This is a genomic window from Desulfogranum mediterraneum DSM 13871, assembly GCF_000429965.1.
In the GTDB taxonomy this organism is placed as follows: Bacteria; Desulfobacterota; Desulfobulbia; order Desulfobulbales; family Desulfobulbaceae; genus Desulfogranum; species Desulfogranum mediterraneum.
This window is the reverse complement of record NZ_KE387008.1, coordinates 23,405-50,400: the sequence shown is the minus strand read 5'-3', so window position 1 is coordinate 50,400 and position 26,996 is coordinate 23,405. Positions and strand designations below refer to the sequence as shown.

Below are 26,996 nucleotides of genomic sequence, written 5' to 3'. Positions count from 1 at the left end.
TTCAGGCGACCCGCCAGTAGAGAGGAAGAGCAGTTATCGTGAACCAGAAAAGCGCCATTGTCCTTGCCATGTTCGGCACCACGGCGCCTCCTGCCCTGGCTGCGCTGCTCCATATCCGCACCCGGGTTCAAGAGGCCTTCCCGGGCACCCTGGTCCGCCTGGCCTTCACCTCCAACCTGATTCGCAAGATCTGGCAGCAGCGGAGCCACGACCAGAGCTACCGCGACCAGCACCCTCAGATCCCGGACGAGATCTACACCATCCAGGGTCCCCTGGCCGCCATGGCCAATCTCCAGGATCAGGGCCACCAGGAGCTGGCGATCCAGGCGATCCACATTGCTCCGGCAGAGGAGTTCCACGACCTCTCCAGCTATGTCCGGGCCCTGAACTCCATCCGGACCATGAAGCCCCGCTGGCAACCATTCCAGGCCCTGGCCCTGGGCCGACCGCTCTTTGGCAGTTACAACCCCAGCCACCCCTACAGTGCAGATATCCGGGCCGCGGCCGAAGCCCTGGCCGAGGATGTTGCCCTGGCGCGGGAACATGGGGCCGCCCTGGTCTATATGGGCCACGGCAACCCGCTCTTTCCCGCAGGCGGCCTCTACCTGGAACTGGCGGCCCGGATGAATCAGCTCTACCCGGACACCCCCACCTTTCTCGCCACCATCGAGGGCTTCCCCTGCCTGGATGAGCTCCTGCCCCAACTGCTGGAGCGCCGGATCAGCAAGGTCCTGCTCAAACCCCTGCTGATCGTGGCCGGTGCGCATGCGCTCCGTGATATGGCCGGCAGCGGGGAGGACTCCTGGCAATCCCGCCTCAGCCGGACGGGCATCGAGGTCATACCGGTGCTCCGCGGCCTGGGCGAGCAGCCGGCTGTTGCCCGGATCTTTGTCCAGCATCTGGCCGAGGCCGCAGCCGAGGCAGGGATCGAACTATGCTGAAGACCCTCAAGCTGAACCGGGGTATGCTCCTCTTCCCCCTGCTGGTCCTGGTGCTGGTCGCCCTGGTGGCCATCTCCGCCACCATGGGCTTTCTTCAGGTAGAGGTGGGAGACGTCTTTACCATCATCGCAGCCAAGCTGTTCAACCTGCCCCTCTCCGGGATTGATCCGGTGGCCACCACCGTGGTCACCGATGTACGTCTGCCCAGGATTGCGGCAGCCGTGCTGGTGGGCGGCATGCTCGGGGTCAGCGGAGCGGTCTTCCAGGCCATCCTGCTCAACCCCCTGGCCGACTCCTATACCCTGGGAATCTCCACCGGGGCCGCCTTTGGGGCCGCCCTGGTGATCGTTCTCCAGATCTTCGGCCTGGCCCTGCCCCCGGCGGTCTCGGTACCGGTCTTTGCCTTTGCCGGCGGCATCGGTACCCTGCTGCTGGTCCTCTATCTGGCCTCCGGGGATCGCCGCCTCTCCTCCACCAGCCTGATCCTGGCCGGGGTGATCGTCGCCGCCATCCTCTCGGCTGCCATCGGTTTTCTCAAGTTCCTGGCCGACGAGCAGGTGGGCATCATCATCTTCTGGCTGATGGGCAGCCTCTCCGGGGCCTCCTGGCACAACATCCTCCTGCTCACCCCCTTTGCCCTGCTGGGCACCGTGCTGGCCTTCTTCTATGGGAGGGATCTCAACATCATGGCCACCGGCGATCGCACCGCCACCTCCCTGGGGGTCAACACCGTCCGCCTGCGGATGGTGCTTTTAGCCGGCTGTACCCTGATGACCGCCCTCTCGGTCTCGGTGGCCGGTATCATCGGCTTTGTCGGCCTGATCGTGCCCCATATGCTCCGCCACCTGGCCGGCCCCGACAACCGGAGGCTGATCCCGCTCTCCTTCTTCAGCGGCGGCATCCTGCTGCTGGTGGCCGACACCCTGACCAGGGCCGTGCTCCCCGCCGAGGTCCCCATCGGTGTGCTCACCGCCCTCTTGGGGGGACCGTTTTTCTGTATCCTCTTCAAACGACGGCAGCGAGAGGGCTCAAGTGGATTTTAAGGCAGATACCACTCCCCTCTGGGACCTGGAGCGGGTCAGCTTCGGCTACGGTGCCAGCCCGGTGCTGAAGGCCATCGAGCTGAAACTCCTGCCAGGCCGCTGCTACGGCATCCTGGGCCCCAACGGCAGCGGCAAGACCACCCTCCTGGACCTGCTCAGCGGAGTGGTCGCCCCCCAGGAGGGGAGGATCTCCTTTCAGGGACGCTCCCTCCAGCGCTGGCCCAAGCGAGCGCTGGCCCAGACCCTGGGGCTGGTCCCCCAGGACTTCATGGTCAGCTTCGGCTTCACTGTCCGCGAGGCGGTGGAGATGGGGCTCCACCCCCACCTCCACCGCTTTGCCTCGCCCAGCAGAGAAGACCAGCTCCTCATCGATCAGGCCCTGGCAGAGACCGGGATCAGTGGGCTGGCCCAGCGGCCGGTAACCAACCTCTCGGGCGGCGAGAAACAGCGGGTGGCCGTGGCCAGGGCCCTGGCCCAGAACCCCCAGGTCCTGCTCCTGGACGAGGCCACCTCCAACCTGGACATCCTCCACAGCCTGGAGCTGCTCCGGTTGATCCGGCAGCGTTTCGAGCAGGGGTCCATCCAGGTGGTGGCGGTGATGCACGACCTCAACCTGGCCAGCTTCTTCTGTGATGAGCTGATCTTCATCAAAGAGGGCAGGATCGTCTGCCAAGGTCCCACCAGGGAGGTCCTGACCAGCGAGGTCATTGCCCGGGTCTATCAGGTGGAATCCCAGATCCGCTACAACGAGTTTACCAACAGCCAGCAGGTCAGCTTTCGCCTGCCCGGGGAGTCCCTCTAATGCGCACACGACCAGACCTCGCCGGCCCACGCCGAGCCATGACCTCAGCGCCCCCCCTGGCGTCAGCCCTCACCCTGCTGCTGGCCGTCCTGCTGCTGGTTTCCCTCCCTCCAGCCCGGGCCGCCTTTATCACCGACAGCGACCAGCAGACCCTGGTCTTTGCACAGCCCTTCAGCCGGATCATCTCCCTCTATCCGGCCCACACCCGCAACCTGGTGGATATGGGGGCAACAGAGGCCATCGTCGCGGTGGGCCGCAGCGATGAACTCCTGCCCGGGCTGCCCAGGGTCCACTTCCGGGACGATCCCGAGCGGCTGATCGCCCTGCGACCCGACCTGGTCCTGATCCGACCGATGATCAGCCGCAGCTACCCCCAGCTGGTCCAGCGGCTCAGACGCAGTAATATCCAGGTGGTCTCGCTCCAGCCCGCAGACATGGCCGAACTCTTTGCCTACTGGCAGAAGCTGGGACGGCTGAGCGGCTGTGAGCTGGGTGCCGCCGAGCTGAGTCGAAGCTTCAGCAGCCGGCTGGCCGAGTTCCACCAACAGCTCAGCCAGATCCCCCAGGAAGAACGAAAAAAGGTCTACTTTGAGGCCATCCACCGTCGGATGAAGACCTTTGCCTCCACCTCCATGGCCATCTTTGCCCTGGAAACCGCCGGCGGCATCAACGTGGCCGACGACGCCCTCCAGGTCCGCTCCACCAATATCGCTGCCTACTCCAAGGAACGCATCCTGGCCAAGGCTGACCAGATCCAGGTCTTCCTGGCCCAGCAGGGTCGGATGAACCCGGTCACCCGGGCAGAGATCCTCAACGAACCCGGCTTTGCCATGATCCGGGCGGTACGGGAAAAAGAGGTCTATCTGATCGATGAGAAGCTGGTCTCCCGCCCCACCATGGGCCTGTTGGACGGGGCAGCCATCATCATGGAGTTGCTCTACCCCAAGGCCCCGCTCCAGGAAGGTCTGACCCCATGAAACGATCCCCTGCCCTGCTCATCGCCGGTACCCACTCAGGCTGCGGCAAGACCACCCTGACCCTGGGCATCATGGCGGCCCTGCAACGACGTGGGCTCAGGATTCAGCCCTTCAAGTGCGGCCCCGACTTCATCGACCCCACCCTGCACCAACTGGTCACCGGCCGGGTCTCCAGGAACCTGGATGTGCGGATGTGCGGTGCTCCCTTTGTCCAGCACAGCTTTAAGCGCAACGGCAGCCAGGCCGACTGCGCCATCATCGAGGGGGTCATGGGCCTCTTTGACGGCGGCAAGGGCTCGGCCGCTTCCCTGGCCTCCCTGCTGGAGCTGCCGGTGATCCTGGTGGTAGATGTCCGCTCGGCTGCCGAAAGCGTGGCTGCGGTAATCAAGGGCTTTGCCAGCCTGGATCCGGCGGTGCAGGTAGCCGGGGTGATCTGTAACCGGGTGGGCTCGGCCAAACACCGGAGCATGATCAGCGAGGCGGTTCAACGCTACTGCCAGCTCCCCATTGTCGGCTTTCTGCCCAGAAACGAGGCCATCTCCATCCCCTCCCGCCACCTGGGGCTGCACATGGGTGAAGAACACCCCCTCAGAGGAGACAAGCTGGAACAGTTGATCGAGCTGATCGAGACCCACCTGGACCTGGAACTGCTCCTGCAGCTGGCAGGGACGAACTCCACCCCTTCCGCGCCCTCCCCGGAGCTCCCCCCCCTGGTGCTGCCCGAGCCAGGACCTCCGGTAGCCATCGGGGTGGCCCGGGACGAGGCCTTCTGCTTCTACTACCAGGACAACCTGGATCTGCTGGAAGCGGCCGGCGCGGAGCTGGTCTTTTTCAGCCCGCTCAGGGACCCGGCCCTGCCCGAGGGGATCCAGGGGCTCTACCTGGGCGGCGGCTATCCCGAACTCCATGCCCAGGCGCTCAGCGCCAACCAGAGCCTCTGCCGGGAGGTGCAGCGCTTTGCCGATCAGGGTCGACCGGTCTACGGAGAATGCGGCGGTTTCATGTACCTGAGCCAGGCCATCACCGACCTGGAGGGGAGACGGTTCCCCATGGCCGGGGTCTTTGCCTGCGCCACCACCATGCAACAGCGCCTGCGCCGCCTGGGCTACCGCCAGCCTCGCCAGAGCAGAGCCACCATCCTGGGTCCCAAGGATACCCTGGTCCACGGCCATGAGTTCCACTACTCGGCCATCAGCGAGCAGGACGCCGGGATGCCTACGGCCTACGTCCTGGATGATGACAGGCCCGAGGGCTACACCCATAAAAACACCCTGGCAGGATACGTTCATCTCCATTGGGGTCGCACCCCGGAGGTGGCAACCCGTTTTGTTGAGGCCTGCCGACAACCTTTGACCACATAGACTATCATGGTAGAGATTCTCGATATTGCCCCGGAACAGATCGAACCTGAAAGCTTTCGCATCATCAGCGAAGAGCTGGGCCCCACCTCCTTTTCCCCCCAGGAGTTTGCCGTGGTCCAACGGACCATCCATGCCACCGGTGACTTCAGCTTTGCCGACAACCTCCGCTTTCACGGGGATGCGGTCCGGGTGGGGATCGAGGCGATCCGAGCCGGGAAGAATATCCTGGTCGACGTCAACATGGCCGCCAGCGGGGTTTCCAAGAACCTGCTGGCCCCATTCGGCGGCAAGGTGATCTGCCGGATCAGCGAGCCCGAGACCGTGACCCTGGCCAGGGAAAAGGGCACCACCCGCTCCGACGCCGCCATTGCCCGATCCCTGGAAGACAACATCGGCATCGTGGCCGTGGGCAATGCCCCCACCGCCCTGCTCCAGACCATGGAGCTGGTGGAGGCGGGCCTGTTTGCCCCGGAGCTGATCATCGGCGCGCCGGTGGGCTTTGTCAATGCCGCCGAATCCAAGGAGCTCCTGGCCCGGAAGTCCTACCCCCATATCGTGGCCCTGGGCCGCAAGGGCGGCACCCCGGTGGCCGTGGCAGCGGTCAATGCCCTGATCCGGCTGGCCCGGGCCGCCTGATCGTGACCAGTCGAAAACGCCAGAAAAAGCTCCGCTCCGGCTACTCCACCGGTGCCTGCGCCGCAGCCGCGGCCAAGGCTGCGGTGCTCTGCCTGCTGAGCAGGCGTGCACCGGAGGAGGTGACCATCACCTTTCCCGATGACTCCCGCCATCGCTTTGAACTCTGCCGCTGCACCTCCCTGGACCAGGGCGCCCTGGCCACGGTGGTCAAGGACGCCGGTGATGACCCGGATGTGACCAACGGGGCCGAGATCGGGGTGGAGGTCCGCCTCGTCTCCGGCCAGGCAGGGACAGCAGAACAGTTCCAGCTGCTCAGCGGCAGCGGCGTGGGTACGGTCACCAAGCCGGGCCTGCCCATCCCGGTGGGCGAGCCCGCCATCAACCCCATGCCCCGCAAGATGATTCGCCGGGCCATGGCCGAGGGACTGGAGGCCTGCGGCCAAGCAGAGCTGCAGCTGGCAGCCACGGTCTTTATCCCTGGCGGCGAAGAGCTGGCCAAGAAGACCCTCAACCAGCGGCTGGGCATCCTGGGCGGCCTCTCGGTCCTGGGCACCACCGGCATTGTCCGGCCGGTCTCGGCCAAGGCCTGGACCGACACCATCGAGGCCTCCATGTCCGTTGCCCGGGCCGCCGGCCTGGACACGGTCCTCCTCTCCACGGGCAGGACCTCGGAACGGGCGGTCCAGGAACAGATCCGGCTGCCCGAAGAGGCCCAGGTGATGATGGGCGACTACCTGCGCTATGCCCTGGAGGCGGCCCAGCGACACGGCTTTTCCAGAATCGTCATCGCTGCCATGTGGGCCAAACTGCTCAAGGCGGCCCTGGCCATCCCCCAGACCCATGTCCGCAACGGTGCCCTGGAGCCCCTCCAGGGTGCAGAGCTGCTGGAAGAGCTGGGGCTGGACCCGGACACGGCCCGCTCCATGGCCCAGGCCAACACGGCCAGGGAGATCTATGACCGCTTGCTTGCCGGCCAGCGCCAGGACCTGATCCATGCGGTCTCCCTCCGGGCCCAGGAACAGGCCCGACACTGGTCCGGCCTGGCCGTGGCCATCTATCTGGTAACCTCTGAACAGGGAGTGGTGCATCATGTCCCGGATTGAACTCATCGGCATCAACGCTGACCAACTGGACCCGCGTCAGGAGGAGTTGGTCACGGCCTGCAGGGCAGTGGTGGCCTCCAGACGTTTTTCTCCCCTGGTGGCGGAGCTGGGTCTTGCCGTCATCCCCATTGCCCCGATCAGGGAGATGGTGGCAGAGGTGGAGCTGGCCCTGGAGCAGGGTGATGTGGCCATCCTGGCCAGCGGCGACCCCCTCTTTTTCGGGATCGGCCGGACCCTGCTTGGCCACTTCCCGGCCGAACAGCTCCGCATCCACCCGGCCTTGAGCGCGGTGCAGCTGGCCTGCAGTCGCCTCAAGGTCCCCTGGGATGACCTGAGCCTGCTCAGCCTCCACGGCCGCGACAGCCGCCAGGCTGCAGCCAGAATCCTGGCCCGGGCCAAGACCATGGTCTTCACCGATCGGAACAACAGCCCCGATGGTATTGCCCGGCTGCTGCTGGAGGCCCTGGAGGCCGCCGGGGAGCCGGAGCGGGCAGGCGCCATCCGAATGCGGGTGGCCGAGAACCTGGGCCTGCCCGAAGAACAGCTCCATGACCGCCCCCTGGCCGAGCTGGCAGAGCAGCGCTTTGCGCCCCTGAACATGGTCCTGGTGGAGCAGCCCCTGGTCGAACAGGAGGGACGTTTCGGCCTCACTGCCGAGGAGATCCATCACTCCCGGGGCTTAATCACCAAGGATGAGGTCCGGGCAGCCTCCCTCCATAAGATGCGCCTGCCCAACCGGGGTGTGCTCTGGGATATCGGCGGCGGCTCGGGCAGCGTCTCCCTGGAGGCGGCCCGGCTCAACCCGGAGCTCTCGGTCTATACCATCGAAAAGAAGCCCGAAGAGCAGGAAAATATCCGCAGCAACATCCGCCGCTACAGGACCTACAACATCCGCCTGATCGGTGGTGAGGCCCCCGAGGCCCTGGCCCAGCTGCCGGCCCCGGATCGGGTCTTCATCGGCGGCAGCGGCTCCCGCCTGAGGGAGATTATCGAGCTGATCGCTCCGCGCCTCCAGCCCGGGGGACGCGTCGTGATCAACGCGGTCCTGGCAGGTACCGCCGAGCTGGCTCCAAGCCTGCTGCTCGAGCAGGGCTACGAGGTCGAAACCACCACCATTGCGGTAACCAGAAAAACGGTCCAAGAACAAGAGGCCACTTCCTTTAATCCCATCACTATTATTACAGGTTGCTCATGACTATGGAACACTCATCACCCCCAGGACACCTCTACCTGGTCGGTATCGGACCAGGCGACCCGGAACTGATCACCTACAAGGCTGGTCGTTTTCTCAATCAGACCCGGGTCTGGGCCGTACCCCAGGCCAAGGCAGACGGTCAATCCCGGGCGCTGTCGATCGCAGCCAACCAGCTTGAGACCAAGGACAAGACCATCCTGGAGCTCTGTTTCCCCATGAAGAAGGTCTTTCTCGGCGAGACCGTGACCTCCCAGCTCAGCGAGGCCTGGCGCGCCTCTGCCGAGGAGGTCATCTCCTACCTGGACCGTGGTGAAGACGTGGCCTTCCCCACTCTGGGCGATCCCAGCCTCTACTCCACCGCCTTCTACCTGCTGCCCATGATCCTGGAGAGGCGACCCGAGACCCAGGTCACCGTCATCCCCGGAATCACCGCCATGGCAGCCTGTGCAGCCGGGATCAACGCCCCCCTTGCCCTGGGCAACGATGTCCTGGCCGTGGTTCCGGCGGCCTTTGATGACGACCGGCTCCGGGACACCCTGATCAGCCTGGACGCGGTGGTCCTGATGAAGGTCCACCGCAAGATGGACCAGCTGGTGGAGCTGCTGACCGAGCTGGAGCTGGTGGATCAGGCCGTGCTCTTTGAGCGCTTCGGCCTGCCTGACCAACGGGTCTATCCCGATATCCGGGAGGCCCTGGGCAAAGAGCTCCACTACTTTTCCACCATGCTGATCAGAAAAAAACAGGTACAGGTATGACCATGAGCAGAGGCAACGAGAACACGCAGGAACCCAGTATTCACCCGGTGGTCTTCCTGGGGGCAGGCCCGGGCGACCCGGAACTGATCACCCTCAAGGGACGACGCCTCCTGGATCAGGCCGATCTGATCATCTATGCCGGCAGCCTGGTCAACACCGCCCTGCTGGAAGGGGTGGGCGGCCGCTGTCACGACAGCGCCGGCATGGACCTGGAAGCCATCATCACCCTGGTGCTCAAGGGCTACCGCCAGGGCTTGAAGGTGGTCCGGCTCCACACCGGTGATCCGGCGATCTACGGAGCCATCCGTGAGCAGATGCAGTGGCTGGACAGGGAGGGGGTGGACTACGAGGTGGTACCCGGGGTAAGCTCGGCCTTTGCCACGGCCGCGACCCTGAAAAGAGAGCTGACCGTTCCCGAGGTCACCCAGACCGTGATCCTCACCCGCCAGGCCGGCCGCACCCCGGTACCGGAGCGGGAATCCCTGACCCGGCTGGCAGCGATCCAGGCCACCATGTGTATCTTCCTGAGCGTCTCCATGATGGACCAGGTGGTGGCCGACCTCACGGCCGGCGGCTACAGCGAAGAGACCCCGGTGGCGGTGGTGGAGAAGGCCAGCTGGCCCGAAGAACGGGTCCTCCGCGGCACCCTCAAGACCATCAGCGCCCAGATCGGGAGCTCCAAGATCCGCAAGACCGCCATGATCATCGTCGGCCCGGCCCTGGATGACGCCAGCACCATAGCCTCCAAGCTCTACGACACCAGCTTCAAACACGAGTACCGGTGAGCATGCCCGCAGCCGGCGGCTATGCCGTGCTGGCCATCACCGCAGGGGGCAGGCTCCTGGGCGAACAGCTGGCCCGGGAGCTGAACGCCGATCTCTACTACTGCAAGGGAGAACTGCGTCCCACCCTCAGCCGGGTCTGGCCGCGCTACCAGGGGCTGATCTGCATCATGGCCACCGGCATCGTGGTCCGGATGATCGCCCCGCTGCTGGCTGACAAGAGCAAGGACCCGGCAGTGGTGGTCTGTGACCAGCAGGGGAGCTATGCGATCTCACTGCTCTCCGGTCACCTCGGCGGTGCCAACAGCCTGGCCGCCAGGGTTGCCGGGATCAGCGGCGGCCAGGCCGTGATCACCACGGCCTCGGATGTGCTCGGCCAAACCGGCCTGGACCTCTGGTGCCGGGAACTGGGACTGAGCATCGCCGACAAGGCCGCCTTTACCCGCAAGATGGGCCAGCTGGTCGACCAGGGGAGCCTCCGCCTCTACAGCGAGTTTCCCCTGCCCCGGCTGCCGGAAGATCTGATGATCTGCCAGACGCCCGAGGAGGCGGACCTGGTCATCAGCACAGCGGCCACCACCCCGGGCAAGGGGGTCCTGCTCCATCCCAAGGCCCTGGCCCTGGGGATCGGCTGCAAACGGGACACCCCGGCCGCCCGGATCGAGGCGACCGTTGAGGCGGCCTGCCGCAACCATAACCTGGCAGCGGCCGCCATTGCCCGGCTGGCCTCCATCACCCTCAAGCAGGATGAGCCGGGCCTGCTGGCCTATGCCCGGGATCGCCAACTGGACATTCGTTTCTACACCAGCGAACAGCTCAACACCATCCCCAGCGAGGCTTCCTCAGCCACGGTCTACCGGGTCACCGGTGCCCGGGCCGTGGCTGAACCCGCCGCCATCCTCGCGGCAGGGGCCGAGGCCCTGCTGGTCAACAAGATTAAAGGAGCCGGGGTCACCCTGGCCATTGCCCGGATCCCGGATCCCCTGGCAACCACCGCCTAACCACAATCAAGAGAGAACCATGACCACATCTTCAGCAGACACCACCCCAGCACTCCAGGTCGTCGGCCTGGGCCCTGGAGCACAGGACCTGATGGCGCCCAGGGCGCGACAGGCCATCGAAAAGGCCGAAATCGTCGTCGGCTACCGGACCTATCTGGAGCTGGTGACCGACTGCATCCCGGCCACGGCCGAGGTGATTTCCTCCTCGATGATGCAGGAGATTGATCGCTGCCGCAAGGCCCTGGAACTGGCGGAAACAGGCAAACGGGTTGCCCTGGTCTGTGGCGGGGATCCCGGCATCTACGCCATGGCCGGGCTCGTCTTTGAGCTGGCAAAGGCCACCGATTCCGCGGCAGCCATCGAGGTGATCCCCGGGATTGCCGCCTTAAACGGCTGTGCCGCGGTCCTGGGGGCGCCCCTGATGCACGACTTTGCCGCCATCAGCCTCTCTGACCTGATGACCCCCTTTGAGCTGATCGAACAGCGGCTGGAGGCGGTGGCGTCCGCGGATTTCGTGGTGGTGATCTATAACCCCAAATCAAAGAAACGGACCCAGCAGATCGTCCGGGCCCAGGAGATCCTGCTCGGCCATCGCAGCCCGGATACCCCGGTGGGCATCGTCCAGGGCGCCTCCCGGGACAATCAGAGCGTCTGCCTCTCCACCCTGGGGGAGATGCTCGACCAGGAGATTGGCATGCAGACCACGGTGATCATCGGCAACTCCCAGACCTTTACCTGGCAGGGCCAGATGGTTACCCCCAGGGGCTATAACAACAAGTACGGCCTCTAGGCTGCCAAAGGAGCAGCAGCCCGGCTTCACCCGGTTGTGACTGGCCGCAGAGAAACACTTGAGCGGCCCGTCACAAAGCGTACATCTACAACTGCGTACATCCGGTGCGATGGTAGGGCGTGATCCAGGAGTGGCTCATGCTTGCCCCAAGACGGGATTCCCGTCTGCGCGGCATGGGGTCGTGCCACCTGGCAGCGTACCAACCAACCTGGGCTGGGCTTGCCCCAGGCAGCTGATTCTTCATACGCACGAAGGCCGAAAAATCGGCTCCAGGCCGATAGACGACAAGGGGCCGCCAGCAGTGATCACTGCTGGCGGCCCCTTGTGCTGTTCCAGCCTGCTGAGAGCTACGGCTGCGGCATCAGGGGGCTGCACTCCTTGATGGTCACCTTCCCCTGGAGGACATTGCCCTTGGAGTATTCGGTGAAGTAGCAGGTGTTGCTGGACGGATCATAGTTCTCTATCCAGAGGTTATCGTCCTTCCAGGTGGCTGCCAGGTGACGCTGTCCCTCCGGGACATGGATGGTCATCACCCCGCCGTAGCGTTTGACAAAGACCTGCTGAAAGCGAAAGTAGTAGGCGCCCCAGCTGACGATGAAGACGATCAGGCCCAGGATCGCCCCGACCTTCCAGTTCTTGCCTCTGACGCTGAACAGGTACAACAGGGCAGCGATCACCAGGATCACCGCCAGCCAATAGAGATAGGTTATCATCGTGTTCCTCAGGTGGTTCCGGGCAACCCCTGCACAGGCCTGTCCGGAGAGGTGGCAGCGGTCTTGCGACCGCCGCGGAATGTTTTTTTTAAGGTACCCTTAAGCGCGCTCAGGGCCTACTCCAGATCCTTGAGCTTGGCCAGCTCCTCGGCCGGCATGGTAAAGCTATGGATATCTTCGGGAAAGAGGCCCTCTTCCACCTCTCTCTTATAGGCGGCGATGGCCTCGAGAACCCCGCCGCGCATGGTGGTGTACTGCTTGACGAACTTGGGGGTGAAACCGTCGAACAACCCCACCATGTCATGGGTGACCAGGACCTGGCCGTCGCAGTCCCGTCCCGCACCGATACCGATGGTGGGAATGGAGACGGTCTCGCTGATCATCCTGGCCACGGCTGCGGGGATGGCCTCAAGGACCAGGGAAAAACAACCGGCATCTTCCAGGGCCCGGGCATCGTCGATCATCTGCCGGGCGGCCTCGGCCTTCTTGCCCTGGACCTTGAAGCCCCCCAGGGAAGTGGCGGTCTGGGGGGTGAGGCCCACATGGCCCTGCACCGGGATACCGCCCCGGACGATGGCCTCCACGGTGTCGGCCACGATCCGGCCACCCTCCAACTTGACCCCGTCGGCGCCCGCCTCTTTGAGAAAACGGCTGGCATTGTTCACCGCCGCCGGGATGGAGGAGTTGTAGGAACCAAAGGGCATATCCCCAATCACCAGGGCCCTGCGAACGCCTCTGGCAACCGCCCGGGTATGGTGAAGCATCTCCTCCATGGTCACCGAGACCGTATTCGGATGGCCCAGGACCACCATGGCCAGCGAGTCGCCCACCAGGGCAATATCGATCCCGGCCTCATCCACCATTCGGGCCCAGGGATAGTCATAGGCGGTGAGCATGGTTACCTTGGGACCGGCTTGCTTGCGTGCCAGGATATCGGGTATGGTCAACTTTTTCATAGCAGCTCCTTATTCGTTACCAATCACCGGACGGGTAACTCTAGGTTATTACATGCCTCAACAATGGAAGCCATCACAAAGCGTGAACAGGGGATGAGCTGTGACGGCCTCCCCCTGCTCAACTCTTCTCCAGGCGCTGGACATGGCTTGCCTCCAGTGCCTTGATGATCATGGTTATGGTGCCGTTCACCGGGGTGGCCACCCCGACCTCCCGGCCCCTGGCCACGATGGCCCCGTTAATCACATCAATCTCGGTGGGCGCCCTGCGCAGGATGTCCTGGAGCATACTGGCCCGGTTGGCAGCGGTATCTGCACAGACCTTGAGCACCTGGGCCATGGGATCCTCATAGGGCAGCCGGATACCCAGGGCCCGGGCCACGGCCACCCCTTCGGCCACGGCCAGCTCCATGATCCGACTGCACTCAGGCACCTGGGCCAAGACCCCGTTGGGCACCCGGAGAATGGCGGCCAGGGCGTTGATCCCGACGTTGACCAACAGCTTGCCCCAGATCAAGCCACTGGCATCCCCACTGATCCGGCTGGTAATACCGGCCCGGGCAAAGAGTTGCTCCACCGCCTGCAACTGCTTCTCCTGCCCCGGAGCCGGACCCAGCAGGGTCTCGCCCTCCCCGGCATGGAGGCTGTGCCCTGGAGCGATGACGGTGCCTGCCTGGGCCGTCACCCCGGCCACCCCGCAGGGACGGCCAAAGACCGCCTCGATCTGCTCCAGGTTGCCCACCCCGTTCTGGAGGGTGAGCACCAGGCCCTCCTCGGCCAGGATCTTTTTCGCCAGTTCGGCAGCCGCCCGGGTGCCCCTGGACTTGGTAAAGAGGATCACCAGTTCTGCCGGGGGCTCACCCTCCTCAAAGCGGCTGACCGCCTCCAGCGGATAACGCCGCTCTTCCCCTGCCATGGTGGTGACCACCACGCCCTGACGGTTGATGGCCTCCACCGTGTCCGGATCGATATCATAGAGCCGTACCCGGGCGACCCGGGAGAGCCAGGCCCCGAAGAGGCAGCCCATGGCCCCGGCTCCGATAACCACGATCTCCATCTGCTCGTCGCCCGGTTGCTGTTCGCTCATAACACCCCCTGTCCCGGACTGTGCCGGGTCTCGATCATCATGGCGGTGGTATCCAGCATCCGGTTGGCATAGCCCCACTCATTGTCAAACCAGGCCATCAGGTTGACCAGCCGCCCCTCGCTGACACTGGTCTGGGTGCTGTCCAGCACCGCTGAGCGGGGGTCGTGATTAAAGTCACAGGAGACCAGGGGCAGTTCGGTATAGCCCAGGACCTGGTGCAGGGGGCCTTGGGCGGCCTGTTGAAAGAGGCGGTTGAGCACCTGTCGATCCGTGCCCCTGCTCACCCTGGCGGTGAGCTGCATCAGGGAGACATTCATGGTGGGTACCCGCAGAGAGACCGCCTGGAAGCGTCCCTGGAGATGGGGAAAGATCCGATCGATCCCCCTGGCCAGGCCGGTATTCACCGGGATGATGGAGTTGCTGGAGCTGCGACTCTTCCTCAGATCCGGATTATGGTAGGCATCGATCACCGGCTGGTCGTTCATCATCGAATGGATGGTGGTGATCACCCCGGAGTCAATACCGCAGTGCTCATCCAGCAGCCTGATGACGTGGCTGATGCAGTTGGTGGTGCAGGAGGCGTTGGAGACGATCTGGTCGGTGGTCTTCAAGATCTGATGGTTGAGACCATAGACCACGGTGGCATCCACATCACTCTGGGCAGGGCAGGAAAAGAGGACCTTACGGGCCCCGCTGAGGAGATGCTGTTCCGCGATCCGCCGGTCGGTATAGGAACCGCTGCACTCCAGGACCACATCGACGTCCAACTCCTTCCAGGGCAGCCGGGAGAGATCCCGTTCACAGCTCATGGCGATGGCATCGTCGTTGACCAGGAGGTGACTGCCGTCACAATCCACCGAGCCGGCAAACTTGCCATGGGTGGAGTCAAACTTGGTCAGATGGGTGATGGAGGCCAGACCGGCCAACTCATTGATGGCCACGATCTGCATCTGCTCCCGCCTGCCGGACTCATAGAGGGCCCGGAGTATGCAGCGACCGATCCGGCCATATCCGTTTATTGCGATTCGAATACTCATAATTCTACGACAAGCTAACTGCTCATTATTGGCCGGTATCCTCACCTCCAGGGGTGGGAAGCCGGCCTCCCCTTACCCTATCGTCTTGCTCCTTACTCTATTCTTGCCCATTTGTCTCTCCCGGGAGGGGAGAAAATTCATCCTTTGGGGAAAAATATGTCCACAGGGATCAGGGGCCTGCTCCTCTGCCCGTTTTCTGAGCAGCCCCCTGGGTGAGAACGCTTCCCTTTCCCTTTAAAAAAGGGTACGATTCCAACGACCTGTAGAGAAGAAATCACCATCAGCAGTTCTTTCCCCCTGACCCATGGAGCCCCCCATGCAGATCTATCTCTGGCGACATAACACCCAATTTTCCAGTTGGTCGATGATCGATGAACCCCAGATTCACAGCCAGCGCTACACCCACGCCGAGGTGGCGGTCCTGGCCGCCTCCGCAGACGAGGCCAGGCAGCTGCTGGCGGCAAGCGGCCAGTGGAATCCGGATGAACTGGAACGGATCGAACCGGAGGTCATCGGCTTGAAGGAGCCCAGGATCATCAGCAGTCACGTCCTCTAGTCGCTGCCTGCCCCAGAGGCCGGATGGACGCCGTCCCGGCTGGGGACAATGGCTGGGATCCGCCGCCCTGATGGTTCCGGGACGAACAGGAAAAGAATAAGAATTTGTGTCGGTTATATTGTTTTTTCGCCCCAGCTCAGGTACACTTCCGGGAGGATCTGAGGCAGAGGCCCCGGCACCCCGGGGCAGGCCCCTGCCCCCGTACATCCCCACAGCCCCAGAGGAATCATGGACCCTGCCCACAGCCGAAAGCCGCTCAGCCCCTTGCCCATCCTGTTGTTGCTCTTCCTGCTCTTCCTGCCCCACCAGGCCCGGGCGGTTGAGCTCGACCAGACCTCCTGGGAGGAGACGATTCAGGCCGCAGACGGCCAAACCCTTGACTGGTACATGTGGGGCGGCTCGCCCGCGATCAATGCCTATGTCAACGGCTTTGTGGCCCACCGCTTGAAAGAACGATACAACATCACCCTCCGCCAGGTCCCGGTCAAGGATATTGCCGAGGTGGTCAGCAAGCTGCTGGTGGAGCGTCAGGCCGGTAAGAGCAGCGACGGCAGCGTGGACCTGATGTGGATCAACGGCGAGAATTTCCGGACCTGCAAGAACAAGGGTCTGCTCTTTGGCCCCTTTGCCCAACGACTGCCCAATCAGCACTACGTCGACTGGAGCAGGCCCTCGGTGTACAACGACTTCGGCACCCCGGTGGAGGGCATGGAATCGCCCTGGGGCAGTGCCCAGGTGATCATGATCTACGACACCGCCCGGACCCCGGTGCCACCCAAAAGCATGGCTGAGCTGATCACCTGGATCCGGGAGCATCCCGGCCGATTCACCTATCCGGCACCACCTGATTTCACGGGTTCGGTCTTTCTCCGCCAGCTCTTCTATCACCAGGGCGGCGGGGCCTCGACCTGGCAGGGCGACTACTCCCAGCAAGAGCTGAGCAGCGCCGCCAGGGCCACCTATGCGCTGCTCAAGGAGCTCAAGCCCGCACTCTGGCGCCAGGGCTCCACCTATCCGAACTCTCCGGTACGGATGAACACCCTCTTTGCCGACGGCGAGATCGACTTCTCCTTCTCCTACCACCAGGCCGAGGCCTCGCGCAACATCCTGGACGGTTTGTTCCCGCCCACGGTACGCTCCTTTGTCTTTGCCGAGGGCACCATCGCCAACACCCACTTTGTAGCCATCCCCTTTAACGCCAGAGACAAGGCCGCGGCCATGGTGGCGGCCGACTTCCTGCTCTCTGCCGAGGCCCAGCTGGAGAAGGCCAAGGCCGGGGTCTGGGGCGATTTCCCGGCCATTGACACCACCAGGTTGCCCCGGGCCCAACAACAGCAGTTCGCCGAACTGGAGCGGGGGCCGGCCACCCTGAGCAACCGGGAGCTCCAGGCCCATCAACTGCCAGAGCCACCCAGCAGGGTCCTGATCTACCTGGAAAAGGGTTGGCAAGAACAGGTCCTCAGGGAGCGTTGATGTTCCAGCCCCTCCCTGAATCCCCGGCCCAGGCCGGAACCGCACCCGGAAGGCTCCGGCTACTGATGCTGCTCGGGCCGGCCCTGGCCATTATCCTCCTCTTTTTCGGGGGCGGCATCTTCCTGGGCATACTCCAGGCCCTGGGATACCGGCCCGGCGCCGGCGGAGGCAGCCTTAGCCTCAGCCACTTTGCCGCGGTCTTCACGGACCCCGACTTTAGCACCAGCCTGCTGATGACCCTCTATATCGCCACGGTCTCCACCCTGGCGGCGGCCCTCTGCTCCCTGCCGCTGGCCCTCCTGCTGACGCGCCTGGCAGCGACCAGCTCCTGGATCAACGTTATCCTCCAGATCCCACTCACCGTCCCCCACCTGGTGATCGGGATCTGCATCAGCCTGCTGCTCTCACCGGCAGGACTCGTCTCCAGGTTGCTCTCCTGGTCCGGACTCATTGCCGGACCGGCTGCCTTTCCGCTGCTGGTCAACGATACCTGGTCCGTGGGGATTCTCCTGAGCTATATCTGGAAGGAGATCCCCTTCATCACCTTCATGCTGGTGGCGATCTTAAAAAACAGCGGCCAGGAGCTGGAAGAGGCCGCCCAGACCCTGGGGGCCTCTCCCTGGCAACGCTTCCGCCATGTCACCCTGCCCCTGCTGGCCCCCAACCTCAGGGGGGCCTGTTTGATCGTCTTTGCCTTTAGCTTTGGCGCCTTTGAGCTCCCCTTTCTCCTGGGCAAGACCTTTCCCATGGTTCTGCCGGTCTGGGCCTACCGAAACTATAGCGATGTGGACCTGATGGCCCGTCCCGAGGGCATTGCCATCGGCCTGATCATTGCCGCGGTGGTGATCTGCGCCATCCTCCTCTCCCAGGGGCTTACCCGGATGACCTCCAGACAGGGGACGGCCCGGTGAGCGGTCGACGGTTCCTGGGGTTGGCCATCCTACTGCTGGTTTTATTGCCCTTTGTGCCCCTGCTGCTCTGGTCGGTCTCGGAGCAGTGGTTTTACCCGGGCCTCCTGCCCCAGAAGTTCGGCCTGCGCAGCTGGAGCTACATCTTCTCCACCGCCTCCTCCCAGATCGCCGGCGGCCTGGTGCAGAGCATCGGCCTCTCCGGGGTGACCACCTGCCTCTCCCTGCTGATCGGCATCCCGGCCGGTCGGGCCCTGGGGCTCTACAGCTTTGCCGGCAAGAGGCTGATTGCCCTGCTGCTGCTCCTGCCGGTGATCGTGCCGCCGCTCTGCGTCTCCATGGGGCTGCATCTCTGGTTCATCCGGCTGGGCCTGGCCGAGACCTTCTTCGGGGTCGTCCTGGTCCACCTCAGCTTCTGCCTGCCCTACACCATCTTTGTGCTCTGGGGGGTATTTGCCGATTACAACCCTGAGTTTGAAGAGCAGGCCCGCTGTCTGGGAGCAGGTCGCCTCCAGACCCTGGTCAGGGTGACCCTGCCCTTTATCTTTCCCGGCCTCTGTCTGGCAGCCCTGTTCTCCTTCCTGCTCTCCTGGTCCCAGTACCTCTCCACCCTGATCATCGGCGGCGGCAAGCTGCTGACCCTGCCCATCCTGCTCTTCTCCCTGATGGACAGCGGCGACCGTCCCGTAGCCGCCGCGGTGAGCCTGCTCTTTGTGCTGCCGGCCCTGCTGGTGTTGCTGGCCAATGGTCGGCTCCTTGGCCGCCAGGGACTCTCGGGGGTACGCTGATGGGGATCCTGGAGCTGGAAGCCTTGAACGTGGGCTATGGCAGCCGGGCCATCGTCCGTGAGCTTCATCTGGAGGTGGCCCAGGGCGAGATGGTGGCCCTGCTCGGCCCCAGCGGCGGGGGCAAGACCAGTATCCTCAAGACCATCGCCGGCCTGCTCCCCCCCCTGAGCGGCACCATCCGGATCAACGGCCAGATGGTCAACCAGGTGGCTGCAGAGAAACGGGAGGTGGTGCTGATCTTCCAGAAGCCGCTGCTCTTTCCCTTCCTCGATGTGGGCGAAAACATCGGTTTCGGGCTGCGGATGCAGGGCATCCACGGAGCCAGGGCCGCACGAGAGATCGCCGAGATGGCCGAACTCACCGGCCTTGGGGGCCTGGAGCGGCGTAAGATCCAGCAGCTCTCCGGCGGACAGCAGCAACGGGTGGCCCTGGCCCGGGGACTGGTCCTGCGACCCTCGCTCCTGCTCCTGGACGAACCCCTCTCCAACCTGGACCCTGACCTGCGCCAACAGATGCGGGAACTGATTCAGGCAGTCTGCCGCCAGACCCGGACCACCACCCTCTTTGTCAGCCATGATCAGAGCGAGGCCCTGATGCTCAGCGACCGGGTGGCCCTGCTCCTTGGCGGCAGCATCCGCCAGCTGGGCACGCCCAGGGAGCTCTTTTACCGACCGGCTGATCGGGAGGTGGCCGCCTTTTTCGGCTGCAGCAACCTGCTGGAGGGGGTGATCATGGACCGCCACTTCAGCTGCGCAGGGCTGCCCCTGGCGCTGCCCCTGCCGTCCACCCAGCCGTCGGCCCAGGTCGAAGGGAAGCGCTGCATTGTGGCCATCCGCCCGGAACAGATCGAGCTGGCTGGCGGCGGGGCCGACACCCTGACGGCAAGGGTGGAGTCGCTCTCCTTTGAAGGCGCCCTGACCCGACTGGAGGTGCGGCTGGGCTCGTGCCGGCTGACCGTGCTCAGCCCACACCCCGGACCCAGCCCGGGCAGCGATGTCCAGTTGGCCATCCCGGCCTCGGCCATCCATGTCCTGCCCTGTCCTTAACCTCTCTTTTGAGCAAAAGACGAACCGAACGTATGTCCCAGCAGACCAAGCAATCCAAGCAGAGCCTGCAGAACCTGCCGGCTGAAGCCGGCACCCTCTCAGACCACTACCTGCCCCAGGTGCGACGCTACCTCCACAGCTGCCGCCCCCCCCTGCCCGGCTGCGCTGACCCGAGCGAGATTGCTGTCCAGCCCCTGGCCCAGGGGGAGTATAACCTCAACTTCCTGCTCAGCAGAGGCTGTGCGCCGGCGGTCTTCCGGATCAATATCGCCTCCCAGCTCAAGCGCGAGGACCAGATCTGCTACGAGTACCATGCCCTGGAACTGCTCCGGGACTCAGGGGTCACCCCCTGTCCCTATTACCTGGACAACAGCAGGAAGCAGCTGGATCGGGGGATCCTGATCATGGAATACCTGGAGGGCCGCCCCCTCCACTACCCCACGGATACGCCCCAGGCTGCCTCCCTCTTCAGTACCCTTCACCAGCTCAGACCAAGCCAGCCCCACCAGCTGATCCGGGAGGAGCAGCCCCTGAGTCTGATCTTTGCCGAGTGCAGCGAACTGCTGAAGCGCTACTTCCAGTCCCGGGCAGCCGCAGCGGCCCCGGAGATCGGCGGCCTGCTTGCTGAAATCCTGGCCTGGGCCGATGGGGCCCGCCACAGGGAACGCTACTTCGAAAGCGACCCCTTCAACTGCATCGTCAACACCGAGGTCAACTCGGGTAACTTCATCGTCAATCCCCAGCAAGGCTCCATCCACCTGATCGACTGGGAGATGCCCCGCTGGGGCGACCCCAGCTCGGATCTCTGTCACTTCATCTCGCCGCTGACCACGCTTTGGAGGAGCAGCCACCGCTTGGATACGGAGACCAGGGCTGCATTTGTCCGCACCTACCTGGACGGTTTCCGGGGCAGAGAGGGCCAGCGGCTGGCGGCCACCATCCATGACCGGCTGGAGCTGAAGATGCCCTTTGTGCTCCTCCGCGGCATCGCCTGGTCAGCCATGGCCTGGGCCGCCTACCAAACCTACGACCAAGGCGACTACCAGGGCATCCGCAACCAGCAGACCTGGCAGGTCCTGAACCGCTATCTGGAGCCGGCATTTATCCGCGCCCTCTTTGCCCCCTACCTTCACCACTGAGACCATTGGCACAACCTAAGCAGACCCTATGCAGAACCGACAAGGCCTGATCATCTTCAGCCGTTTTCCAGCACCCGGCTCAACCAAGACCCGACTCATCCCCTGCCTGGGAGCCAAAGGTGCCGCCCGTCTCCAACAGCGGCTGAGCGAGCTGGTGGTCAAACGGGCCAGGCTCCTCTCCCGGCGGCTGGAGTTGGAGATCATGGTCTACTACACCGGGGCAGGCTTGGCAGAGATGATCCGGTGGCTGGGTCCGGATCTCCACTACCATGAGCAGCAGGGCCGGGACCTGGGAGAACGAATGCGGCAGGCCTTCCGGGAGGCCCTTGACCAGGGGATGGAACAGGTGGTCCTGATCGGCTGCGATATCCCGGGGCTCAACGAACAGATCCTGGAGAAGGCCTTTGCCGCCCTGGAGCGGAACGATACGGTGCTGGGGCCTGCCATGGATGGCGGCTACTACCTGATCGGCATCAAGAGAGACCGCGCCCCTGAGCTGCTCTCTCCCCTGTTTAGCGGGATCAACTGGTCCACCTCCCGGGTCTATCTCTCCACCGTGGCCATCCTGGAGGCGCATCAGGCCAGCTTCACCACCCTGCCCACGCTCCAGGACATCGACCGGCCCGAGGACCTGGACACCATCCCCAAGGCGGTCAGGCCATGAACTCCACCCTGGCCGTGATCATCCCCACCCTCAACGAGGCCGCCAACCTCCCCGCGACCCTGGCCGCACTGGCGGCTGCAGCACCCACGGAGATCCTGGTGGTGGACGGCGGCTCCACGGACCAAAGCTGTGCGCTGGCGGCAGAGGCCGGTGCCCGGGTCATCCAGACCCCTCCGGGACGGGCCGGCCAGATGAACCAAGGGGCAGAACTGAGCAGCGCAGAGCTGCTGCTCTTTGTCCACGCAGATACCCGGCTGCCCCGGGAGGCCGGCCGCTCCATCCGCCAGGCCCTGGACCGCCCCGGAGTGGTCGGCGGAGCCTTCTCCTTAGGGATAGACCATCCCCGACCCATGCTGCGGCTGATTGCCGCCGGCGCCAACCTGCGCTCCCGCCTCCTCGGGCTGCCCTACGGGGATCAGGCCATCTTCACCCGCAGGGAGACCTTCTGGGCTGCAGGCGGCTTCCCCCAGACCCCCATCATGGAGGATTATATCTTTATCCGCCGCCTGGGCAAGATGGGCCGGATCGTCATCCTGCCCCAGGTGGTGCTGACCTCGGCAAGGCGCTGGCAAAACCTGGGCATCCTCCGGACCACCCTAATCAACCAGTTGATCGTCCTGGGCTATACCCTGGGCATCGCCCCCGACCGTTTGGCCCGCTTCTACCGGCGAGCCAAGGGGGTGGCCGCAAAGAAGAGGCAGACGCCCCATGCTTGATCCGGCTGCCCTCCGACTCCTCCGCCGCCCCCTGGCCTGGCTGGCCCGGCGACTCCACGCCTCTGGCGTGCGGGCCGATCAGGTCACCCTGAGCGGTTTCATTCTCGGTCTCGGCGTTATCCCCCTGCTCTTCCACCAGGCCTATCCGGCGGCCCTGGCCGTCATCCTGCTCAATCGGCTGGCCGACGGTATCGACGGCCCCCTGGCCAGGCTCGCCAAGCCGACCGACAGCGGCGCCTTTCTTGATATTGTCTGTGATTTTCTCTTCTATGCAGGGGTGGTCTTTGGCTTTGTCCTGGCAGATCCGGCGGCCAACGCTCTGGCAGGTAGCTTGCTGCTCTTCTCCTTCATGGGCAGCGGAGCCTCTTTTCTCGCCTTCTCCATCCTGGCGGAACGGAGGCGTCTGGTCAACCTGCGCCTGCCCAACAAGGGCTTCTACTACCTGGGCGGCCTCGCCGAAGGCAGCGAAACCATCCTCTTCTTTATCCTCTGCTGCTGCTTCCCCTGCCACTTCCCGGCCCTGGCCTGGTTCTTTGCAGGCTGCTGTCTGCTCACCGCCCTGATGCGGATCAGCTATGGCTATCGGCTCTTCTCCCTGCCCCTGGAGGGACAAGATGAGCGCAAGCCGCTCTCCCCGACAGGGGCTGCAGGATTGACCACAGGACCGGGGGGAAGAAAAAAAAGTACCTAAACACTCTCCATTGATTACCTTTTAGCTATAATTATAGACAACCCAACAACCACGGGATGCGGCACCTGCCCGACCTACCGCTCTCGGATTTCTGCAAGGAGGAGCCCATGAACATTCTCATCACCGGTGGAACCGGATTTGTCGGTTCAGCATTATCCCTTCGCCTCTTGGAACTTGGCCACGAGATCACCGTGGTCGGCAGCAGGAAGCGCTGCAGCCTCCCTGCTCACTCCCACCTCAGCTACATCTCCGCCGATACCACCCGGCCCGGCCCCTGGCAGGACGAGGTCGCCGGTCACGATGCCCTGATCAACCTGGCCGGTCGTTCGGTCTTTCACCTCTGGAGCGAAGGCTACAAGAAGACGATCTATGACAGTCGGATCCTCACCACCCGCCACCTGGTGGAGGCCATCCCCTCGCAGGCAGACACGGTCCTGCTCAGCGCTTCTGCTGCAGGTTACTACGGCGATGGCGGCGAGGTGGAAAAACGGGAGACCGCAGACCCGGGCACGGATTTTCTGGCCAGGGTCTGTCGGGATTGGGAGGATGCAGCCTTCCAGGCCGAACAGAAGAGCTGCCGGGTGGCGGTGATGCGCCTGGGGGTGGTCCTGGGCAGGGGCGGCGGGGCCCTGGCCACCATGAAACTGCCCTTTCAGCTGGGACTGGGCGGGCCTCTGGGCTCGGGACAACAGTGGTTTCCCTGGATTCACCTGGATGACATCATCAACGGGGCGCTCTTCCTGTTGTTGACAGACGAGCTCCGCGGCGCCTTCAACTTCACCGCCCCAGAGACCGTGCGTCAGCGGGAATTCTCCCGCCAGCTGGCCAAGGTCTTCCATCGACCGGCCATCCTCCCGGTCCCCGGGATGATGATGAAGCTGGTCCTGGGTGAATTCGGCCGCTCACTGCTCCAGGGTCAGAAGAGCATCCCCGAGGCCCTGGAAAACCATGGCTATATCTTCTCCTTCCCGGAACTCCAACCAGCGCTCCAGGAGATCCTCTGTGACTAAAACCGCCACCTTTGTCCACACCTCCACCTTTCCCTGCAGCCCCCGTGCTCTCTACGACTGGCACAGCCGGCCCGGGGCCCTGGAACGGCTGATCCCGCCCTGGGAGCGTACCAGCCTGGTGGCGAGTCAGGGAGGGATCGCCCCTGGGGGCAGCGCCCGTCTCAGGCTCCATCTGGGGCCCATCCCCTATCACTGGCATGCCCGTCACCTCGAGGATCACCCGGGCAGGATCTTTGTCGATACCCAGGAACGGGGTCCCTTTTCGAGCTGGCGCCACAGCCACCTCTTCCATGACGACCCGGAAGGATGCCGGCTGGAGGATCGGATCGAGTACCGCTTGCCCGGCCACGGGCTCTTGCCCGGCTTTGCCCTCAGCCAGGTGGAGGCCATGCTCCAACGGATCTTCCGCTACCGCCACACCACCCTGCGCGATGACATCCTCCTCCATCAGCGCTGCAGCACCAGGCCCCTGCGTATCCTGATCACCGGGGCAAGCGGGGTCCTGGGCAGGGCCCTGCGGCCGCTGTTGACCACCGGCGGCCATGAGGTCTGGACCCTGGTCCGCAGAAAGGCCGATCCCCAAGTCCGGGAGATCTACTGGAATCCGGAGAAGGAGGAGATCGACCAGGCCGCCATCCCCGCCCTGGACGGGGTGATCCATCTGGCTGGAGACAACATCGGCCAGGGCCGCTGGACAGGAGAAAAGAAGGAACGGATGCTCAACAGCCGGGTTCTGGGCACCGGCCTGATCGCCAGAACCATGGCCCGGATATCCCCCCGGCCCAAGGTCCTGCTCAGCAGCTCTGCGGTGGGCTTTTACGGCAACTGCCAGGACTGCTGTATGCGGGAGGAGGATCCCTCGGGTCAGGACTTCATCTCCGATGTCTGCTCGCTCTGGGAACAGGCCGCCAATCCGGCCCGGGATGCGGGCATCCGCACGGTCTTCATGCGGATCGGGGTGGTGATGAGCCCCCGGGGCGGTGCCCTGGAGCGTCTGCTCACCACCGCAGCCATCGGTTTTTCCCGCAGCTTCGGTTCCGGCGCACAGTTCATCAGCTGGATCTCCATCAACGACATGATCTCCACCATGCTCCACGCCCTCGACTGCACGACCCTGCAGGGCCCGGTCAATATCGCCGCCCCCACCCCGGTCAGCAACAGCGAGCTGATGCAGACCCTGGCCCAGGTGACGGGACGCCCGCTCCTGCCCTCGGTTCCTGCCGGGCTGTTGAAAACCCTTTACGGACAGATGGCTTCTGAAGTATTACTTTCCGGATGCAGGGTGGCCACCGACAAACTGGAGCAGTCCGGTTACACCTTCCGTCATCCCGAGCTCAAGGACGCCCTGGCAGCGCTCTTGGGCAGGTGAGCCATCCCCTTAATCCCTAGCCCCAAGGAAGACACCGTGAGTTGGCAACTAAAGGCCCTGCTGCTGGGCATGATGACCACTGCGCTGGGTTGTGGCTTTCTCCACCACCTGATCCCGCCGGAGGTACTCAACTTTGAGCGGCTGCATATCTTTCTCTTCAACCTCTGCAGCGGCGGTACCCTGCTGATCTACTTCACCGACGATCAGCCCCAACTCTCCCGGCAGGGACGGCTGTTCCTGCTCTTTGCCCTGCTCTTTGCCGGCTCTGCCTTTCTCCACTGGTACCTCCCGGCCATGCTCATCCCCCTGGTGCTGGCCGCCCTGGTCGAACAGGTCCGAATCAACCACTTTGGCTCCCGCCTGCCCCGGGCCCTGTTCACCAGGAAGGAACCGGTTTCACGCAAGTTTCACCAGGCCGCCCTGCTCTGCCTCTCCCTGGGGCTTGCCCTCTCCAGCCCGGTGATCCTCAACTCGGAGTTCACCCACTGGTTCACCATCGAGAAGCTCAAGCTGGACACCTTTTTCCTGGGATTTTCCTTTCCCATCTCCCTGATCTCCATGGCCGTGATCTTCTCCCTGATGCGACAGGAGGGGCTCAAGCTGACCAGTCTCTTGAAGGAGGCGGCCTTCTGGATCATCAACCTGGGGGTGATCATCTTCTTTCTCTTTATCCTGGCCGAAGTCTTCCTGCCCCAGGTGGTGATCAGCAGCCTGCTCTTTCTCACCGTGACCTCTATCCTCTACCTCTACTGGCGTCAGGGCATCCGGCTCCAGCAGAAGACCTTCCTCACCTCCGGGATCCTCTTTCTGCTGATCACCTCCATCACAGGCATCGGCTACATCCTGCTCAGCTTTTCCCGCTACTATGTCCCGGAGATCAGTCTCCCCCTGCTCCGGCTCCATGCCTTTACCGCCCTCTACGGCTGGAACCTCAGCGGCCTGATCGTCATCGGTCGCCACGGTGACTTCCCCATCCAACTCCACTCCCACCGACTGATCCTGCTCCACTGGCTGACCGTGCTGGTCCTCTGTCCCCTGGGCTACTTCATCCCCCTGTTTGCCATCCTGGCGGTGGCGAGCTACTGCTGGCTGTTGACCATCCTCTTTTTCAACCACTCCACCGTGGATGAACGGCTGGTCTCGGTGGAGGATGAGGTCCTGGCGGCCCGGGGTCTACCGATCGAGCAAAGTCCCTCGCAGGAAAAACACCTTTCCGGACAGCAGTCGCCGCAACCCGAGCCATACCCGCTGGCAACAGAGGAGTCCGGCCCCTGAGACGAGAGACAGCGACCGGGATCACAGGAGAGGGGCTTACCGCGTTTTCCTGCGTTCTTCCTTAAGCCCATGCCTGCACCTTTACCGTCATGCCAGCGCTTTTACCATCATGGCCGCGCTTTTACCGCCAGGCCATTCTCTACCTCGACCTCATGCCCGCGCAGGCGGGCATCCAGGTTGTTACA

General features: G+C 63.9%; 28 protein-coding genes. 24 read left to right on the top strand and 4 right to left on the bottom strand.

Annotation, left to right across the window (positions count from 1 at the left end; translation table 11 throughout):
• Positions 1 to 38 precede the first annotated feature (38 nt).
• From G494_RS24835 to cobJ, 12 genes are read left to right on the top strand one after another with little or no spacing between them, the layout of a single operon-like run.
• Positions 39 to 941, top strand: a complete 903-nt coding sequence (locus tag G494_RS24835) for a sirohydrochlorin cobaltochelatase (protein ID WP_051305937.1) — start codon at positions 39 to 41, stop codon at positions 939 to 941.
• Positions 935 to 1,984, top strand: a complete 1,050-nt coding sequence (locus G494_RS0120675) for a FecCD family ABC transporter permease (RefSeq protein WP_167331689.1) — start codon at positions 935 to 937, stop codon at positions 1,982 to 1,984. The genes G494_RS24835 and G494_RS0120675 overlap by 7 nt, the downstream gene beginning before the upstream one ends.
• On the top strand, positions 1,974 to 2,786 hold the full coding sequence (locus tag G494_RS28020; RefSeq protein WP_084457186.1) for an ABC transporter ATP-binding protein: 813 nt from the start codon (positions 1,974 to 1,976) through the stop codon (positions 2,784 to 2,786). Before G494_RS0120675 ends, G494_RS28020 begins: the two co-directional genes overlap by 11 nt.
• Complete coding sequence (locus G494_RS0120665) at positions 2,786 to 3,763, top strand: ABC transporter substrate-binding protein (RefSeq protein WP_232362613.1); 978 nt, start codon at positions 2,786 to 2,788, stop codon at positions 3,761 to 3,763. The genes G494_RS28020 and G494_RS0120665 overlap by 1 nt, the downstream gene beginning before the upstream one ends.
• Positions 3,760 to 5,124 (top strand): cobyrinate a,c-diamide synthase, encoded by a 1,365-nt coding sequence (locus G494_RS0120660; RefSeq protein ID WP_028586034.1) that lies wholly within the window; start codon positions 3,760 to 3,762, stop codon positions 5,122 to 5,124. Before G494_RS0120665 ends, G494_RS0120660 begins: the two co-directional genes overlap by 4 nt.
• A gap of 6 nt (positions 5,125 to 5,130) precedes the next feature.
• Positions 5,131 to 5,760, top strand: coding sequence for a precorrin-8X methylmutase (locus G494_RS0120655; protein WP_035247882.1), 630 nt, complete (start codon positions 5,131 to 5,133; stop codon positions 5,758 to 5,760).
• 2 nt (positions 5,761 to 5,762) lie between these two features.
• Positions 5,763 to 6,863 (top strand): cobalt-precorrin-5B (C(1))-methyltransferase, encoded by a 1,101-nt coding sequence (locus G494_RS0120650; protein WP_035247879.1) that lies wholly within the window; start codon positions 5,763 to 5,765, stop codon positions 6,861 to 6,863.
• The gene (gene cbiE, locus G494_RS24825) at positions 6,850 to 8,058 is read left to right on the top strand and encodes a precorrin-6y C5,15-methyltransferase (decarboxylating) subunit CbiE (protein ID WP_051305936.1); all 1,209 of its coding nucleotides are present in this window, start codon (positions 6,850 to 6,852) and stop codon (positions 8,056 to 8,058) included. The genes G494_RS0120650 and cbiE overlap by 14 nt, the downstream gene beginning before the upstream one ends.
• A gap of 2 nt (positions 8,059 to 8,060) precedes the next feature.
• Positions 8,061 to 8,813 (top strand): precorrin-2 C(20)-methyltransferase, encoded by a 753-nt coding sequence (gene cobI / locus G494_RS0120640; protein ID WP_028586031.1) that lies wholly within the window; start codon positions 8,061 to 8,063, stop codon positions 8,811 to 8,813.
• 2 nt (positions 8,814 to 8,815) lie between these two features.
• On the top strand, positions 8,816 to 9,598 hold the full coding sequence (gene cobM / locus G494_RS0120635; protein ID WP_051305938.1) for a precorrin-4 C(11)-methyltransferase: 783 nt from the start codon (positions 8,816 to 8,818) through the stop codon (positions 9,596 to 9,598).
• A 2-nt stretch (positions 9,599 to 9,600) separates the two neighbouring features.
• The gene (locus G494_RS28015; RefSeq protein WP_035247876.1) at positions 9,601 to 10,596 is read left to right on the top strand and encodes a cobalt-precorrin 5A hydrolase; all 996 of its coding nucleotides are present in this window, start codon (positions 9,601 to 9,603) and stop codon (positions 10,594 to 10,596) included.
• A gap of 19 nt (positions 10,597 to 10,615) precedes the next feature.
• Entirely contained in the window at positions 10,616 to 11,386 is a 771-nt protein-coding gene (gene cobJ, locus G494_RS0120625) for a precorrin-3B C(17)-methyltransferase (RefSeq protein ID WP_028586028.1), read from the top strand.
• A gap of 347 nt (positions 11,387 to 11,733) precedes the next feature.
• On the opposite strand, the gene G494_RS0120620 is transcribed toward cobJ, so the two are convergent.
• From G494_RS0120620 to G494_RS0120605, 4 genes are all read right to left on the bottom strand, one after another.
• Positions 11,734 to 12,099: a hypothetical protein gene (locus G494_RS0120620; protein ID WP_028586027.1), complete on the bottom strand. Its 366-nt coding sequence runs from the start codon at positions 12,097 to 12,099 to the stop codon at positions 11,734 to 11,736.
• A 116-nt stretch (positions 12,100 to 12,215) separates the two neighbouring features.
• On the bottom strand, positions 12,216 to 13,055 hold the full coding sequence (gene panB, locus G494_RS0120615) for a 3-methyl-2-oxobutanoate hydroxymethyltransferase (protein WP_028586026.1): 840 nt from the start codon (positions 13,053 to 13,055) through the stop codon (positions 12,216 to 12,218).
• Positions 13,056 to 13,173: 118 nt separating this feature from the next.
• Positions 13,174 to 14,139 carry a ketopantoate reductase family protein gene (locus G494_RS0120610; RefSeq protein WP_232362611.1) on the bottom strand — a complete coding sequence of 322 codons (966 nt, stop codon included), beginning with the start codon at positions 14,137 to 14,139 and terminating at the stop codon, positions 13,174 to 13,176.
• Positions 14,136 to 15,176: a type I glyceraldehyde-3-phosphate dehydrogenase gene (locus G494_RS0120605; protein ID WP_028586024.1), complete on the bottom strand. Its 1,041-nt coding sequence runs from the start codon at positions 15,174 to 15,176 to the stop codon at positions 14,136 to 14,138. Before G494_RS0120605 ends, G494_RS0120610 begins: the two co-directional genes overlap by 4 nt.
• 316 nt (positions 15,177 to 15,492) lie before the next feature.
• On the opposite strand from G494_RS0120605, the gene G494_RS0120600 reads away from it, so the two are divergent.
• The 12 genes from G494_RS0120600 to G494_RS24805 all read left to right on the top strand — a co-directional run bounded on the left by G494_RS0120600 (position 15,493) and on the right by G494_RS24805 (position 26,811).
• On the top strand, positions 15,493 to 15,732 hold the full coding sequence (locus tag G494_RS0120600; RefSeq protein ID WP_028586023.1) for a hypothetical protein: 240 nt from the start codon (positions 15,493 to 15,495) through the stop codon (positions 15,730 to 15,732).
• Between the two features lie 228 nt (positions 15,733 to 15,960).
• Positions 15,961 to 17,205: an ABC transporter substrate-binding protein gene (locus G494_RS0120595; RefSeq protein WP_051305935.1), complete on the top strand. Its 1,245-nt coding sequence runs from the start codon at positions 15,961 to 15,963 to the stop codon at positions 17,203 to 17,205.
• On the top strand, positions 17,205 to 18,116 hold the full coding sequence (locus G494_RS0120590) for an ABC transporter permease (protein ID WP_051305934.1): 912 nt from the start codon (positions 17,205 to 17,207) through the stop codon (positions 18,114 to 18,116). The genes G494_RS0120595 and G494_RS0120590 overlap by 1 nt, the downstream gene beginning before the upstream one ends.
• A complete protein-coding gene (locus G494_RS24820) occupies positions 18,113 to 18,901 on the top strand; it encodes an ABC transporter permease (protein WP_051305933.1) in 789 nt (262 codons plus the stop codon). Before G494_RS0120590 ends, G494_RS24820 begins: the two co-directional genes overlap by 4 nt.
• Positions 18,901 to 19,947 carry an ABC transporter ATP-binding protein gene (locus tag G494_RS0120580; RefSeq protein ID WP_028586020.1) on the top strand — a complete coding sequence of 349 codons (1,047 nt, stop codon included), beginning with the start codon at positions 18,901 to 18,903 and terminating at the stop codon, positions 19,945 to 19,947. The genes G494_RS24820 and G494_RS0120580 overlap by 1 nt, the downstream gene beginning before the upstream one ends.
• 32 nt (positions 19,948 to 19,979) lie before the next feature.
• Positions 19,980 to 21,086: a phosphotransferase family protein gene (locus G494_RS24815; RefSeq protein ID WP_051305932.1), complete on the top strand. Its 1,107-nt coding sequence runs from the start codon at positions 19,980 to 19,982 to the stop codon at positions 21,084 to 21,086.
• Positions 21,087 to 21,114: 28 nt separating this feature from the next.
• Positions 21,115 to 21,750 (top strand): TIGR04282 family arsenosugar biosynthesis glycosyltransferase, encoded by a 636-nt coding sequence (locus tag G494_RS0120570; protein WP_028586019.1) that lies wholly within the window; start codon positions 21,115 to 21,117, stop codon positions 21,748 to 21,750.
• Positions 21,747 to 22,466, top strand: coding sequence for a TIGR04283 family arsenosugar biosynthesis glycosyltransferase (locus G494_RS0120565; RefSeq protein ID WP_028586018.1), 720 nt, complete (start codon positions 21,747 to 21,749; stop codon positions 22,464 to 22,466). The genes G494_RS0120570 and G494_RS0120565 overlap by 4 nt, the downstream gene beginning before the upstream one ends.
• Positions 22,459 to 23,157, top strand: a complete 699-nt coding sequence (locus G494_RS24810; RefSeq protein WP_084457183.1) for a CDP-alcohol phosphatidyltransferase family protein — start codon at positions 22,459 to 22,461, stop codon at positions 23,155 to 23,157. The genes G494_RS0120565 and G494_RS24810 overlap by 8 nt, the downstream gene beginning before the upstream one ends.
• Positions 23,158 to 23,264: 107 nt before the next feature.
• Positions 23,265 to 24,167, top strand: a complete 903-nt coding sequence (locus G494_RS0120555) for a TIGR01777 family oxidoreductase (protein WP_028586017.1) — start codon at positions 23,265 to 23,267, stop codon at positions 24,165 to 24,167.
• A complete protein-coding gene (locus G494_RS0120550; RefSeq protein WP_028586016.1) occupies positions 24,160 to 25,536 on the top strand; it encodes a TIGR01777 family oxidoreductase in 1,377 nt (458 codons plus the stop codon). Before G494_RS0120555 ends, G494_RS0120550 begins: the two co-directional genes overlap by 8 nt.
• A 36-nt stretch (positions 25,537 to 25,572) precedes the next feature.
• Positions 25,573 to 26,811 carry a hypothetical protein gene (locus tag G494_RS24805; protein ID WP_232362610.1) on the top strand — a complete coding sequence of 413 codons (1,239 nt, stop codon included), beginning with the start codon at positions 25,573 to 25,575 and terminating at the stop codon, positions 26,809 to 26,811.
• Positions 26,812 to 26,996: the final 185 nt, after the last annotated feature.

Excerpts from the sequence above, each read along its gene's own strand:
- G494_RS0120675 (WP_167331689.1), top strand. The coding sequence starts at position 935 with ATGCTGAAGACCCTCAAGCTGAACCGGGGTATGCTCCTCTTCCCCCTG.
- G494_RS0120665 (WP_232362613.1), top strand. The coding sequence starts at position 2,786 with ATGCGCACACGACCAGACCTCGCCGGCCCACGCCGAGCCATGACCTCA.
- G494_RS0120660 (WP_028586034.1), top strand. The coding sequence starts at position 3,760 with ATGAAACGATCCCCTGCCCTGCTCATCGCCGGTACCCACTCAGGCTGC.
- G494_RS0120655 (WP_035247882.1), top strand. The coding sequence starts at position 5,131 with ATGGTAGAGATTCTCGATATTGCCCCGGAACAGATCGAACCTGAAAGC.
- cbiE (WP_051305936.1), top strand. The coding sequence starts at position 6,850 with ATGTCCCGGATTGAACTCATCGGCATCAACGCTGACCAACTGGACCCG.
- cobI (WP_028586031.1), top strand. The coding sequence starts at position 8,061 with ATGGAACACTCATCACCCCCAGGACACCTCTACCTGGTCGGTATCGGA.
- cobM (WP_051305938.1), top strand. The coding sequence starts at position 8,816 with ATGAGCAGAGGCAACGAGAACACGCAGGAACCCAGTATTCACCCGGTG.
- G494_RS28015 (WP_035247876.1), top strand. The coding sequence starts at position 9,601 with ATGCCCGCAGCCGGCGGCTATGCCGTGCTGGCCATCACCGCAGGGGGC.
- cobJ (WP_028586028.1), top strand. The coding sequence starts at position 10,616 with ATGACCACATCTTCAGCAGACACCACCCCAGCACTCCAGGTCGTCGGC.
- G494_RS0120620 (WP_028586027.1), bottom strand. The coding sequence starts at position 12,099 with ATGATAACCTATCTCTATTGGCTGGCGGTGATCCTGGTGATCGCTGCC.
- panB (WP_028586026.1), bottom strand. The coding sequence starts at position 13,055 with ATGAAAAAGTTGACCATACCCGATATCCTGGCACGCAAGCAAGCCGGT.
- G494_RS0120610 (WP_232362611.1), bottom strand. The coding sequence starts at position 14,139 with ATGAGCGAACAGCAACCGGGCGACGAGCAGATGGAGATCGTGGTTATC.
- G494_RS0120605 (WP_028586024.1), bottom strand. The coding sequence starts at position 15,176 with ATGAGTATTCGAATCGCAATAAACGGATATGGCCGGATCGGTCGCTGC.
- G494_RS0120600 (WP_028586023.1), top strand. The coding sequence starts at position 15,493 with ATGCAGATCTATCTCTGGCGACATAACACCCAATTTTCCAGTTGGTCG.
- G494_RS0120595 (WP_051305935.1), top strand. The coding sequence starts at position 15,961 with ATGGACCCTGCCCACAGCCGAAAGCCGCTCAGCCCCTTGCCCATCCTG.
- G494_RS0120590 (WP_051305934.1), top strand. The coding sequence starts at position 17,205 with ATGTTCCAGCCCCTCCCTGAATCCCCGGCCCAGGCCGGAACCGCACCC.
- G494_RS0120580 (WP_028586020.1), top strand. The coding sequence starts at position 18,901 with ATGGGGATCCTGGAGCTGGAAGCCTTGAACGTGGGCTATGGCAGCCGG.
- G494_RS24815 (WP_051305932.1), top strand. The coding sequence starts at position 19,980 with ATGTCCCAGCAGACCAAGCAATCCAAGCAGAGCCTGCAGAACCTGCCG.
- G494_RS0120570 (WP_028586019.1), top strand. The coding sequence starts at position 21,115 with ATGCAGAACCGACAAGGCCTGATCATCTTCAGCCGTTTTCCAGCACCC.
- G494_RS0120565 (WP_028586018.1), top strand. The coding sequence starts at position 21,747 with ATGAACTCCACCCTGGCCGTGATCATCCCCACCCTCAACGAGGCCGCC.
- G494_RS24810 (WP_084457183.1), top strand. The coding sequence starts at position 22,459 with ATGCTTGATCCGGCTGCCCTCCGACTCCTCCGCCGCCCCCTGGCCTGG.
- G494_RS0120555 (WP_028586017.1), top strand. The coding sequence starts at position 23,265 with ATGAACATTCTCATCACCGGTGGAACCGGATTTGTCGGTTCAGCATTA.